Annotated in this window: 17 protein-coding genes; all 17 read left to right on the top strand. The window is 69.8% G+C overall.

Going from position 1 to position 12,111, the window contains the following annotated elements; translation table 11 throughout:
- Positions 1–318: 318 nt before the first annotated feature.
- The 17 genes from rpsH (at position 319) to truA (ending at position 12,062) form a co-directional block, all read left to right on the top strand.
- The gene (gene rpsH, locus QQS41_RS05130; RefSeq protein ID WP_448851577.1) at positions 319–717 is read left to right on the top strand and encodes a 30S ribosomal protein S8; all 399 of its coding nucleotides are present in this window, start codon (positions 319–321) and stop codon (positions 715–717) included.
- Between the two features lie 15 nt (positions 718–732).
- Positions 733–1,269: a 50S ribosomal protein L6 gene (gene rplF / locus QQS41_RS05125; protein ID WP_448851576.1), complete on the top strand. Its 537-nt coding sequence runs from the start codon at positions 733–735 to the stop codon at positions 1,267–1,269.
- Positions 1,269–1,667 carry a 50S ribosomal protein L18 gene (gene rplR / locus QQS41_RS05120; protein WP_448851575.1) on the top strand — a complete coding sequence of 133 codons (399 nt, stop codon included), beginning with the start codon at positions 1,269–1,271 and terminating at the stop codon, positions 1,665–1,667. The genes rplF and rplR overlap by 1 nt, the downstream gene beginning before the upstream one ends.
- Before the next feature lie 40 nt (positions 1,668–1,707).
- On the top strand, positions 1,708–2,328 hold the full coding sequence (gene rpsE, locus QQS41_RS05115) for a 30S ribosomal protein S5 (RefSeq protein WP_448851574.1): 621 nt from the start codon (positions 1,708–1,710) through the stop codon (positions 2,326–2,328).
- 6 nt (positions 2,329–2,334) lie between these two features.
- On the top strand, positions 2,335–2,520 hold the full coding sequence (gene rpmD / locus QQS41_RS05110; RefSeq protein WP_448851573.1) for a 50S ribosomal protein L30: 186 nt from the start codon (positions 2,335–2,337) through the stop codon (positions 2,518–2,520).
- Between the two features lie 6 nt (positions 2,521–2,526).
- Entirely contained in the window at positions 2,527–2,973 is a 447-nt protein-coding gene (gene rplO / locus QQS41_RS05105) for a 50S ribosomal protein L15 (RefSeq protein ID WP_448851572.1), read from the top strand.
- Between the two features lie 235 nt (positions 2,974–3,208).
- On the top strand, positions 3,209–4,543 hold the full coding sequence (gene secY / locus QQS41_RS05100) for a preprotein translocase subunit SecY (RefSeq protein ID WP_448851571.1): 1,335 nt from the start codon (positions 3,209–3,211) through the stop codon (positions 4,541–4,543).
- Positions 4,543–5,094: an adenylate kinase gene (locus tag QQS41_RS05095; RefSeq protein ID WP_448851570.1), complete on the top strand. Its 552-nt coding sequence runs from the start codon at positions 4,543–4,545 to the stop codon at positions 5,092–5,094. The genes secY and QQS41_RS05095 overlap by 1 nt, the downstream gene beginning before the upstream one ends.
- 104 nt (positions 5,095–5,198) lie before the next feature.
- Positions 5,199–6,008, top strand: a complete 810-nt coding sequence (gene map, locus QQS41_RS05090) for a type I methionyl aminopeptidase (RefSeq protein ID WP_448851569.1) — start codon at positions 5,199–5,201, stop codon at positions 6,006–6,008.
- 182 nt (positions 6,009–6,190) lie between these two features.
- Positions 6,191–7,411, top strand: a complete 1,221-nt coding sequence (locus QQS41_RS05085) for a dicarboxylate/amino acid:cation symporter (protein ID WP_448851568.1) — start codon at positions 6,191–6,193, stop codon at positions 7,409–7,411.
- A gap of 293 nt (positions 7,412–7,704) precedes the next feature.
- A complete protein-coding gene (gene infA, locus QQS41_RS05080; protein ID WP_303144057.1) occupies positions 7,705–7,926 on the top strand; it encodes a translation initiation factor IF-1 in 222 nt (73 codons plus the stop codon).
- Between the two features lie 188 nt (positions 7,927–8,114).
- Entirely contained in the window at positions 8,115–8,483 is a 369-nt protein-coding gene (gene rpsM / locus QQS41_RS05075; RefSeq protein ID WP_303144059.1) for a 30S ribosomal protein S13, read from the top strand.
- 3 nt (positions 8,484–8,486) lie between these two features.
- On the top strand, positions 8,487–8,891 hold the full coding sequence (rpsK, locus tag QQS41_RS05070; protein ID WP_448851566.1) for a 30S ribosomal protein S11: 405 nt from the start codon (positions 8,487–8,489) through the stop codon (positions 8,889–8,891).
- A gap of 21 nt (positions 8,892–8,912) precedes the next feature.
- On the top strand, positions 8,913–9,518 hold the full coding sequence (gene rpsD, locus QQS41_RS05065) for a 30S ribosomal protein S4 (protein ID WP_448851565.1): 606 nt from the start codon (positions 8,913–8,915) through the stop codon (positions 9,516–9,518).
- A gap of 71 nt (positions 9,519–9,589) precedes the next feature.
- A complete protein-coding gene (locus QQS41_RS05060) occupies positions 9,590–10,603 on the top strand; it encodes a DNA-directed RNA polymerase subunit alpha (protein WP_448851564.1) in 1,014 nt (337 codons plus the stop codon).
- 36 nt (positions 10,604–10,639) lie between these two features.
- A complete protein-coding gene (gene rplQ, locus QQS41_RS05055; protein ID WP_448851563.1) occupies positions 10,640–11,149 on the top strand; it encodes a 50S ribosomal protein L17 in 510 nt (169 codons plus the stop codon).
- 88 nt (positions 11,150–11,237) lie between these two features.
- The gene (truA, locus tag QQS41_RS05050) at positions 11,238–12,062 is read left to right on the top strand and encodes a tRNA pseudouridine(38-40) synthase TruA (RefSeq protein ID WP_448851987.1); all 825 of its coding nucleotides are present in this window, start codon (positions 11,238–11,240) and stop codon (positions 12,060–12,062) included.
- Positions 12,063–12,111 lie beyond the last annotated feature (49 nt).

The raw sequence follows: 12,111 nt of genomic DNA, 5'->3' as shown, positions 1-12,111 counted from the left end.
GACGGGGCGGGTTCCGCCGTTTCCGGGGGCGGGTGCCGTCGTCACGCGATTTTGCCCGGTCGCGGGGCGTTTGCTAACGTTGGCCTCGCGCCGCGGCGCGGCCATCCCCGCATGCCCGCATGCGGCCCGGCCGCTGGCGCGGGCAGAGAACCGCACTACTTTGCTGAAGGCCCACCGCCCACAGGGCGTCCCGGCCGTCGAGGGTGGCGAGCCGCCGCGGCTACTGAACCGCGACGGCGCGAAGCAGCCCGCAAATCGGACGGATCACGCCGTACGGGGTGGTAGGAACCGCAGCGAGAAAGGACACGGTCACCTGACATGACCATGACTGATCCCATCGCCGACATGCTGTCGCGCGTGCGCAACGCCAACAACGCGTACCACGACTCCGTCACGATGCCGTCCTCGAAGCTCAAGGCGCACATCGCCGAGATCCTCAAGCAGGAGGGCTACATCGAGGACTTCACCGTCGAGGACGCCAAGGTCGGCAAGACCCTGACCATGACCCTGAAGTACGGCCCGTCCCGCGAGCGTTCGATCGCCGGGCTGCGCCGCGTCTCCAAGCCGGGTCTGCGCGTCTACGCCAAGTCCACCAACCTGCCGAAGGTCCTGGGTGGCCTGGGCGTGGCCATCATCTCCACGTCCCAGGGCCTCCTGACCGACCGTCAGGCCGCCGAGAAGAAGGTGGGCGGGGAAGTCCTCGCCTACGTCTGGTAAGGGGGAAACGAAGCAATGTCGCGTATCGGCAAGAACCCCGTCGTCATCCCGTCCTCCGTCACCGCGACGGTCGACGGCCAGGACGTCACCGTCAAGGGCCCGAAGGGCGAGCTCGCGCTCACCGTTCCGGCTCCGATCACCGTCGCCCAGGAGGGCAACGAGATCGTCGTCTCCCGCCCCGACGACCACCGCAAGAGCCGCTCCCTGCACGGCCTGTCCCGCTCCCTGATCAACAACATGGTCGTGGGCGTGACCGAGGGCTACGTCATCAAGATGGAGATCTTCGGCGTCGGCTACCGCGTGCAGAAGAAGGGCAAGGACCTCGAGTTCTCCCTGGGTTACTCGCACCCGGTGCTCATCGAGGCGCCGGAGGGCGTCACCTTCGACGTCGACGGCACCACGAAGTTCTCCATCTCTGGCATCGACAAGCAGAAGGTCGGTCAGCTCGCCGCGAACATCCGCCGTCTCCGCAAGGACGACCCCTACAAGGGCAAGGGCATCCGCTACGAGGGCGAGCAGATCCGCCGCAAGGTCGGAAAGACGGGTAAGTAATGAGCAACACCAACGACAAGCGACTTCCGGTCGGCCGGGACATCTCCACCCGCCGCCGCATCGCCCGCGCCCGCCGCCACGCGCGCCTGCGCAAGACGGTCCGCGGCACGGCGGAGACCCCGCGTCTCGTCGTCCACCGCTCCTCGCGCCACATCAGCGCCCAGATCATCGACGACACGACCGGCCGCACCCTGGCCGCCGCGTCCACCGTCGAGGCCGCGCTGCGCGACGTCGAGGGCGACAAGAAGGCCAAGGGCGCCAAGGTCGGCGAGACCATCGCCGCCCGCGCCAAGGAGGCCGGCATCGAGCAGGTCGTCTTCGACCGCGGCGGCTACCAGTACCACGGCCGCGTCGCGGCCCTGGCCGACGCCGCCCGCGAAGGTGGTCTGAAGTTCTAATGACGACGCGAAACGAGATCTCGAACGGAAGGAACGCGTGATGTCTGAAACGCAGAAGCGTGACGGCGGACGTGGCTCCGCCAACAACAACAACGACCGCCGCGGTGGCCGCGGCGGCCGCGACAACCGTCGCCAGCAGGACGAGCGCTCGCAGTACGTCGAGCGCGTCGTCACCATCAACCGCGTGTCGAAGGTCGTGAAGGGCGGTCGCCGCTTCAGCTTCACCGCGCTCGTCATCGTCGGCGACGGCGAGGGCATGGTCGGCGTCGGCTACGGCAAGGCCAAGGAAGTTCCCGCGGCGATCCAGAAGGGCGCCGAGGAGGCTCGCAAGAACTTCTTCCGCGTCCCGATGATCGGCGGCACCATCCCGCACCCGGTGCAGGGCGAGACCGCCGCCGGCGTCGTCCTCCTGCGCCCGGCTGCCCCGGGTACCGGCGTCATCGCCGGCGGCGCGGTCCGCCCGGTGCTGGAGTGCGCCGGCGTCCAGGACGTGCTGTCGAAGTCCCTGGGCTCCGACAACTCCATCAACGTGACCCACGCCACCGTCGACGCGCTCAAGCAGCTGGTGCGTCCGGAGGAGGTCGCCGCCCGCCGCGGCAAGACCGTCGAGGAGGTGGCCCCGGCCGGCATGCTGCGGGCCCGTGCAGGACAGGGGGCGTAAGCAGCAATGGCTCTGAAGATCACCCAGGTCCGCGGTACCGCGGGCACCAAGCAGAAGCAGAAGGACTCGCTGCGCACCCTCGGCCTGAAGCGCCGTCACCATTCCGTCGTCCGCCCGGACACCCCGGAGGTCCGCGGCCTGGTGAACGTCGTCCGTCACATGGTCGAGGTCGAAGAAGTGGCGGGGGAGTAGGTAAACATGAGCGATCCCATCAAGCTCCACGACCTGGCCCCGGCTCCGGGGTCCCGCAAGAGCAAGACGCGCGTCGGCCGCGGTGAGGCCTCCAAGGGCAAGACCGCCGGCCGCGGCACCAAGGGCACCGGCGCCCGCAAGCAGGTTTCCGCCGCCTTCGAGGGCGGCCAGATGCCGCTGCACATGCGCCTGCCGAAGCTGAAGGGCTTCAAGAACCCGGCGAAGGTCACCTTCCAGGTGGTCAACGTCGCCGACCTGGCCCGTCTGTTCCCGCAGGGCGGCGACGTCACCGTCGCCGACCTCGTCGCCAAGGGCGCCGTGCGCGCCAAGCAGCCCGTCAAGGTGCTGGGCGACGGCGAGATCGACGTCAAGGTCAACGTCACCGCCGACAAGTTCTCCCGCTCCGCCAAGGAGAAGATCGAGAACGCCGGCGGCTCCGTCACCGAGGCGTAGCCGCCGACCCCGGGCGCCGCGCGCCCGGGAGGCCGCGAGGGCCCCGCCGTCACGCGCGAACAGCGTGACGGCGGGGCCCCGTCGCTTTTCCGGCCCGCCGATGCGGGCGCGGCCGGGGGCGCTGGTAGACTACCGGCGTCCACTTCCGACCATCGACGACTTCCCCGCCGGGGAGCCGACCCGCGACGCGCCGACCGCGCACCGGGGAGGGCCCGGCGACCACAGGAGGATGCACGTGCCAACCGGTTTCCTGGCGGCGCTGCGCGACCCCGACCTGCGGCGGAAGATCCTGTTCACCCTGGGCATGATCATCCTGTACCGCATCGGCGCGCAGATCCCGACGCCGGGCGTCGACTACCAGCTGGTCAACGCCCGACTCGAGGCGGTGACGCAGGATCAGTCCAGCGTCTACAACCTCATCAACCTGTTCTCGGGCGGCGCGCTGCTCCAGATCGCGATCTTCGGCATCGGCATCATGCCGTACATCACCGCGTCGATCATCGTGCAGCTGCTGACCGTCGTCATCCCCTACTTCGAGCAGCTGAAGAAGGAGGGGCAGACCGGCCAGGCGAAGATGACGCAGATCACGCGCTACATCACGGTCGGCCTCGCCCTGCTGCAGTCCGCCGGCATCGTCGCCATGGCGGACCGCGGCGCGCTGCTCGGCGGCGGCCAGTCGCTCCTGGTCGAGGGCGCGGGCATCTGGACCATGATCGTCATGGTCCTGGTCCTGACCTCGGGCGCGATCCTGGTCATGTGGTTCGGCGAGCTCATCACCGACCGCGGCGTCGGCAACGGCATGTCGCTGCTCATCTTCGCGGGCATCGCCGCGCAGATGCCGGCGTCCGCGCTGAACATCCTGCAGTCCTCGGGCGGCCTGGTGTTCTCCCTCGTGATGGCGGCCGTGCTGGTCCTCATCATCGGCGTCATCTTCATCGAGCAGGGCCAGCGCCGCATCCCGGTGCAGTACGCCAAGCGCATGGTGGGCCGCCGCCAGTACGGCGGCACCTCCACCTACCTGCCGCTGAAGGTCAACCAGGCCGGCGTCATCCCGGTCATCTTCGCGTCGTCCCTCATCTACGTGCCGGTCCTGATCACCCAGATCATCCAGTCCGGCCAGACGAACCCGAACCCGGACAACTGGTGGCAGCAGAACGTCATCCAGTACCTGACGTCGCCGTCGTCGTGGCAGTACATCCTGGTGTTCTTCGTCCTCATCGTGTTCTTCTCCTTCTTCTACGTCTCGGTCCAGTACGACCCGAACGATCAGGCGGAGAACATGAAGAAGTACGGCGGGTTCATCCCGGGCTTCCGCCCGGGCCGCCCGACCGCCGAGTACCTGGGGTACGTCATCACCCGCCTGTTGACGGTGGGCTCGCTCTACCTGGGCCTCATCGCCGTCCTGCCGAACCTCATGCTCGATCTGGGCATCGGCGGGGGTGCCGGCCAGACCGCCGGCGGTATGTTCGGAGGTACGGCCCTGCTGATCCTCGTCTCCGTTGCACTGACGACGGTCAAGCAGATTGAAAGCCAGATGATGCAACGCAACTACGAAGGGTTCCTGAAGTAATGCGACTCGTTCTCCTCGGTCCCCCCGGTGCCGGCAAGGGCACCCAGGCCGCCATCCTCACCGAGAAGCTGGGCGTGCCCCACATCTCCACCGGCGACCTGTTCCGCGCCAACATCGGCGAGGGCACCCCGCTCGGCGTGGAGGCCAAGCAGTACATCGACGCGGGCAAGCTCGTGCCGGACGACGTCACCGTCCGCATGGTCGCCTCGCGCCTGTCGGAGGACGACGCGAAGGACGGCTTCCTCCTCGACGGCTTCCCGCGCACCGTCCCGCAGGCCGACGAGCTGACGACGATCCTCGACGGCCTGGGCGAGAAGCTCGACGCGGTCGTGCAGTTCGACGTCTCCGAGGACGTGGTGGTGGAGCGCATGCTCGCCCGCGGCCGCGCCGACGACAACGAGGAGACCATCCGCACCCGCCTCGGCGTCTACCGCGACGAGACGGCGCCGCTGCTGGACCACTACGCCGACCAGCTCATCGTCGTGAAGGCGGAGGGCACGGTCGAGGACATCAACGCCCGCACCATGGAGGAGCTGGACAAGCTGAAGTAGTCCGCCTTCCGCACGCGTGAGCGTGACGACGGGGCCCCGCACGCCGGAGACGGCGCGCGGGGCCCTTCGCCGTCCCCGGCGGGGGAGGGGGTAGCGTGTCCGCCATGTTCACGATCGGACGGAAGAAGAGGACGGTGCCGGCGCGCACCCCGGGGGAGCTCGACGCCATGGCCGCCGCCGGCGCCATCGTCGGCGAGGCGCTCGTCGCCGTGCGCGAGGCCGCGGCGCCCGGCGTGACGACGAAGGACCTCGACGCCGTCGCCCACGACGTCATCGTCTCCTCCGGCGCCGTGCCCTCCTTCCTGGGCTACGAGGGCTTCCCGGGTTCCATCTGCGCCTCCGTCAACGAGGTCGTCGTCCACGGCATCCCGTCGGCGGACGTGGTGCTGAAGGAGGGGGACCTGGTCTCCGTCGACTGCGGCGCCATCCTCGACGGCTGGCACGGCGACTCCGCCTGGAGCTTCGGGGTGGGCGAGCTCGCGGACGACGTCGACAAGCTCAACCGCGCGACCCGCAGGGTGCTCGACGCCGGCATCGCGGCGATGGTCCCGGGCGCGCGCCTGACGGACATCAGCCACGCCATCGAGACCGCCACCCGCGCGGCGGAGGCGGAGTTCGGCGTGGGCCTCGGCATCATCGACGGATACGGCGGCCACGGCATCGGCCGCGAGATGCACATGGACCCGTTCCTGCCCAACGAGGGCGCCCCGGGCAAGGGCCCGCGCATCGTCGAGGGATCCGTGCTGGCCATCGAGCCGATGCTCATCCTCGACGGCGAAATCGACTCCGAGGAGCTGGACGACGGCTGGACCGTCGTCAGCGCCAACCGCCGCCCGGCGTCGCACTGGGAGCACACCGTCGCGGCGACCGCCGCGGGCCCGCGCATCCTCACCGGCCGCCCGTCGGTGCACTAGGGGCCGCGGGCCCGGGGTGCACGCGGCACGGCAGAGGGCGCCCGCCCCAGGGGCGGGGTCCGGGGGGAGGGGCGCCGGGGCGGGCGTTCTAGAATCATCCGCGTCAGATCCACCACGCGGCCGCCCGCGCCGCCCGGGGACGCCCCGGGCCCGGCGGCCGCCGCGCCAGAGCGGAGACCCCCGTGAAAGCATCCGCCATCACGTCGTCCCTGCTGTTCAAGATCGTCGTGGCCATCGTCCTCGGCATCGTGTGCAGCCTCTTCTTCCCCGAGTGGCTGGCGAGGGTGTTCGTCACCTTCAACGGGCTGTTCGGCAATTTCCTCGGCTTCTTCGTGCCGATCCTGATCTTCTCGCTCATCACGCCGGCCATCGCGGGCCTCGGCGCGGGCGCGGGTCGCTGGCTGGGGGCCACCGCCGGCATCGCCTACGTGTCGACGATCATCTCCGGCCTCATGGCCTGGGGCGTCGCCGTGGCGCTCTACCCGGCGCTGCTGGAGAACCAGCGCATGGTCGAGGCCGTCGACATCGACGCCGGGGCGCTGGCGCCCTACTTCGAGGTCGAGATGCCCGCCCCGATGGAGGTCATGGCGGCGCTGCTGCTCGCCTTCACCGTCGGCATCTCCATGGCCGCCATCCGCGCGCAGGTGCTCACCACCGCGGCGGAGGAGCTGCGCGACGCCATCATGGCCGTCATCGTGAAGTTCATCATCCCGCTGCTGCCGCCGTACATCTTCGGCATGTTCCTGGCGATGGGCATGAACGGCAACCTCACGCTGACGCTCACCGCCTTCGCGAAGGTCCTCATCCTGGCGACCATCATGACGTGGGTCGTCCTGCTGCTGCAGTACGTCCTCGCCGGCGCCTACGCCCGCGTGAACCCCCTCCGCGCGCTGAAGAACATGCTGCCCGCGTACTTCACCGCGCTCGGCACGTCGTCCTCCGCCGCGACCATCCCGGTCACCCTGCGCTGCGCCCGGAACAACGGCGTCTCCGAGTCCGTCGGCGGCTTCGTCATCCCCCTGTGCGCCACCGTGCACCTGTCCGGCTCCATGATGAAGATCGGACTGTTCGCCTTCGCCATCGTCTTCATGACCGGCGGCGAGCTCACCGCCGGCGCCGCCCTCGGCTTCATCCTGCTGCTCGGCATCATGATGGTCGCCGCCCCCGGCGTCCCCGGCGGCGCCATCATGGCCGCCGTCGGCCTGCTCCAGGCCCAGCTCGGCTTCGACGAGGGCCAGGTCGCCCTCATGATCGCCGCCTACATCGCCATCGACTCCTTCGGCACCGCCTGCAACGTCACCGGCGACGGCGCCATCGCCCTGGCCGTCAACCGCATGGCCCGCGGCGACCTCGTCCGCGAGGCCGCCCGCAGGGAGGGCGAGGAGGCCGCCGCCGGCGCCTGACGGCGCCGCCCGCGGGGCACGTCGTCACGCGACGGCGCGCACCCCGCGCGCACCCGCCGCGCCACCGCGACGCGCACCCGCGCGACCGCGGCGGCGCGGTTCCGCGCGTTTTGGGGAAACCGCAGGTCGGGTGTAAGGTGGAACGACGGTACGGCACCACCGGGTCCGGACCCCGGCCCAACGCGCCCCGACGACGGGGAGTCGCAGGCGGGGGAGACGGCCGGCACGCCGCACCGCAGTAGCGAAGACAGCACCCGATTCCGGCCGGATACGGCCGGGGAAACGTGGAGGACATGGCCAAGAAGGAAGGCGCCATCGAGGTCGAGGGCCGCGTCATCGAGCCCCTGCCCAACGCGATGTTCCGCGTCGAGCTGGACAACGGGCACAAGGTTCTCGCCCACATCTCCGGCAAGATGCGCCAGCACTACATCCGCATCCTCCCCGAGGACCGGGTCGTCGTGGAGCTCTCCCCGTACGACCTGGAGCGCGGTCGCATCGTCTACCGCTACAAGTAGGAAATTCCGCCTCCACCGTCCTGACGCGGACGCCGCCCACGGCGCGTCCGCGTGACGTCACCTCCGGCCACGGTGGCCGGAGCCCCGCCACTTCAGACCGCACCGCACCCGGCACCCGACCGGGCGCGGCGGCCCGGCGGGGACGGCAGTGGAGCAAACCACCGCACCAACCGGAAGGACACAGCCACATGGCTCGCCTTGCTGGAGTCGACCTGCCGCGCAACAAGCGCATGGTGGTCGCTCTCACCTACATCTACGGCATCGGGCCCGCCCGATCCCAGCAGCTGCTGGAGCAGACCGGCATCTCGCCGGACCTCCGCACCGACAACCTGACCGACGATCAGGTCACCGCGCTGCGCAACGCCATCGAGGACCAGTGGAAGGTCGAGGGCGACCTCCGCCGCCAGGTCCAGGCGGACATCCGCCGAAAGATCGACATCGGCTGCTACCAGGGCCTGCGCCACCGCCGTGGCCTGCCCGTCCGCGGCCAGCGCACGAAGACCAACGCTCGCACCCGCAAGGGCCCGAAGAAGACGATCGCCGGAAAGAAGAAGTAAGACATGGCTGCTCAGAAGACCTCCCGCGGCCGCCGCACCGGCCGCCGCGTCGTCAAGAAGAACGTGGCCCAGGGCCACGCCTACATCAAGTCCACCTTCAACAACACCATCGTGTCCATCACGGACCCGAAGGGTGCCGTCATCTCGTGGGCCTCCTCGGGCCACGTCGGGTTCAAGGGCTCCCGCAAGTCCACCCCGTTCGCCGCGCAGATGGCCGCCGAGAACGCCGCGCGCAAGGCGCAGGAGCACGGCATGAAGAAGGTCGACGTGTTCGTGAAGGGCCCGGGTTCGGGCCGCGAGACCGCCATCCGCTCCCTCCAGGCCGCCGGCCTCGAGGTCGGCTCGATCTCCGACGTGACGCCGCTGCCGCACAACGGCTGCCGTCCGCCGAAGCGTCGCCGCGTCTAAGGAAGCCAGGAGGAAGAGAAAATGGCCCGTTACACCGGTCCCGCAACCCGCAAGTCCCGTCGTCTCCGCGTCGATCTCGTCGGCGGCGACATGAACTTCGAGCGCCGCCCCTACCCGCCCGGGCAGGCCGGCCGCGCCCGCATCAAGGAGTCCGAGTACCTGATCCAGCTGCAGGAGAAGCAGAAGGCCCGCTTCACCTACGGCGTCATGGAGAAGCAGTTCCGCCGCTACTACGCCGAGGCCAACCGCCGCCCCGGCAAGACCGGCGACAACCTCGTGATCCTGCTGGAGTCCCGCCTCGACAACGTCGTGTACCGCGCCGGCCTGGCCCGCACCCGCCGCCAGGCCCGCCAGCTGGTCTCCCACGGCCACTTCACCGTGAACGGCAAGAAGATCAACGTCCCCTCGTTCCAGGTGTCGCAGTACGACATCATCGACGTGCGGGAGAAGTCCCAGAAGATGGTGTGGTTCGAGGACGCCCAGGAGAACCTGGTCGACGCCGTCGTCCCGGCCTGGCTGCAGGTCGTCCCCGAGTCCCTGCGCATCCTCGTGCACCAGCTGCCCGAGCGCGCGCAGATCGACACCCCGCTGCAGGAGCAGCTCATCGTCGAGTTCTACTCGAAGTAGGAACCGACACCCCCTCGCATCCCGTTCCCACTGGCGTCATATAGCGGTCGCCAACCAGGAGGATCCCCACCATGCTCATTTCCCAGCGCCCCACGCTCACCGAGGACTACGTCGACTCCTCCCGCTCCCGGTTCGTCATCGAGCCGCTGGAGCCGGGCTTCGGCTACACCCTCGGCAACTCGCTGCGCCGCACGCTGCTGTCGTCCATCCCGGGCGCGGCCGTGACCAGCATCCGCATCGAGGGCGTGCTCCACGAGTTCACCACCATCCCGGGCGTCAAGGAGGACGTCTCCGACATCATCCTGAACGTCAAGGGCCTGGTGCTGAGCTCCGAGTTCGATGAGCCCGCCACGGTCTACCTGCGCCGCGAGGGCGTGGGCGCCGTGACGGCCGGCGACATCGAGTGCCCGGCCGGCGTGGAGATCCACAACCCGGATCACCACATCGCGTCCCTCAACGAGGACGGCCGCCTCGAGATCGAGATGGTCGTCGAGCGGGGCCGCGGCTACGTTCCCGCCATGCCGAACTCCGGCGGCGAGATCGGCCGCATCCCGGTGGACCAGATCTACTCCCCGGTCCTGAAGGTCAGCTACAAGGTCGAGGCGACCCGCGTCGAGCAGCGCACCGACTTCGACAAGCTGATCATCGACGTGGAGACCAAGAACTCCATCACCGCCCGCGACGCCATGGCGTCCGCCGGCAAGACCCTGGTGGAGCTCTTCGGCCTGGGCCGCGAGCTCAACGAGGCCGCGGAGGGCATCGAGATCGGCCCGTCCCCGCGCGAGGCGGAGGACGACGCCGCGCTGTCCACCCCGATCGAGGACCTGGAGTTCTCCATGCGCTCCTACAACTGCCTGAAGCGCGAGGAGATCCACACGGTCGGCGAGCTGGCGAACCGCACCGAGTCCGACCTGCTGGACATCCGCAACTTCGGCGACAAGTCGATCACCGAGGTCAAGGAGAAGCTGGCGGAGCTCGGCCTGTCGCTGAAGGATTCGCCGGACAGCTTTGACCCGGGCGCCGGCGACGGCTTCGCCGGCGGCGTCGAGTGGTCGGACGGGAACGACGAGGGCCACTTCGAGTAGCAACCACCGCGACTACCACACCAACGAGGAGAAACCATGCCCAAGCCCAAGAAGGGCGCCCGTCTCGGCGGTTCGCCTTCCCACCAGCGGAAGATCCTGGCCAACCTGGCCAAGCAGCTGTTCGAGCACGGCCAGATCAAGACCACCGACACGAAGGCCAAGCTGCTCCGCCCGTACGCGGAGAAGCTCATTACCAAGGCGAAGCGCGGCACCCTGGCGGACCGCCGCAACATCGCCAAGCAGCTGAACGACAACTACATCGTCCAGCTCCTGGTCGACGAGATCGGCCCGAAGTTCGAGAACCGCGACGGCGGCTACACCCGCATCATCAAGCTGGGTAACCGCAAGGGCGACAACGCCCCGATCTCCCTCATCGCGCTGGTCGACGAGGAGACCGCGACCGCCGAGGCCACCCGCGTGACCGAGGCCGCCGCCCCGGCCGCCGAGGAGAAGGCCGAGGAGGCCCCCGAGGTCGAGGCCGACGAGGCCACCGACGCCGAGGCCGAGGCCGAGGCCGCCGACGCCGAGAAGGGCGACGACAAGTAGTAGGGTCACCCCGGTGAACCCGAACCTCGCAGACGACCCCGCCGACCGCACCGACGAAGGTGCGGGCGGCGGGGTCGTCCGTCTCCGCCTGGACCTCGCCTACGACGGCACGGACTTCCACGGCTGGGCCGCCCAGCCCCGGCAGAACCTGCGCACGGTGCAGGCGACGCTGGAGGAGAACCTGTCGATGGTGCTGCGCACCGACGCGCGCCTGACGGTCGCGGGCCGCACCGACGCCGGCGTTCACGCCTCCGGGCAGGTCGCGCACCTCGATGTGCCCCGGTCGTCCCTCGACGCCCGCTCCATCGGCGGCGACCCGGCGCGCCTGGTGCGGCGCCTGTCGCGGCTGCTGCCGGAGGACGTCCGCGTCCACGGCTGCTCCTTCGCCCCGGAGGGCTTCGACGCCCGGTTCTCCGCGCTGCGGCGGCGCTACGTCTACCGCGTGACGACGGCCGACCGCGGTGCGCTGCCCACCCGCCGCCTCGACACGGCCCACCACCCGCGGTCCGTCGACCCGGCGCTGCTGCAGGAGGCGGCCGACATGCTGCTGGGCCTGCACGACTTCGCGGCGTTCTGCCGCGCCCGGCCGCATTCGACGACCATCCGCGACCTGCAGGCGTTCACGTGGCGGGACGTCTCGACGGAGCAGGAGCCCGAGACGTACGAGGCCGACGTCGTCGCCGACGCGTTCTGCTGGTCGATGGTGCGCTCGCTGGTCGGCTCCTGCCTCGCCGTCGCCGAGGGGCGCCGGCCCCGCGACTTCACGTCCCGGATGCTGGGGGAGACGGAGCGGTCCCCGATGGTGCCGGTCGCCCCGGCGAAGGGGCTGTGCCTCACCGGAATCGACTATCCTGCGGCGGAGGACCTGGCCTCCCGCGCGGAGGCCACCCGCGGGCTGCGCGAGCTGCCCTGACCCCGCGGCGACCCCGCCGCACCGCCCCCGGACCGTGAGGAGACCCCTC

This window comes from Corynebacterium sp. 335C (assembly GCF_053525695.1).
The sequence above is the reverse complement of the archived record's forward strand: the minus strand, read 5'-3'. Positions and strand labels throughout refer to the sequence as shown.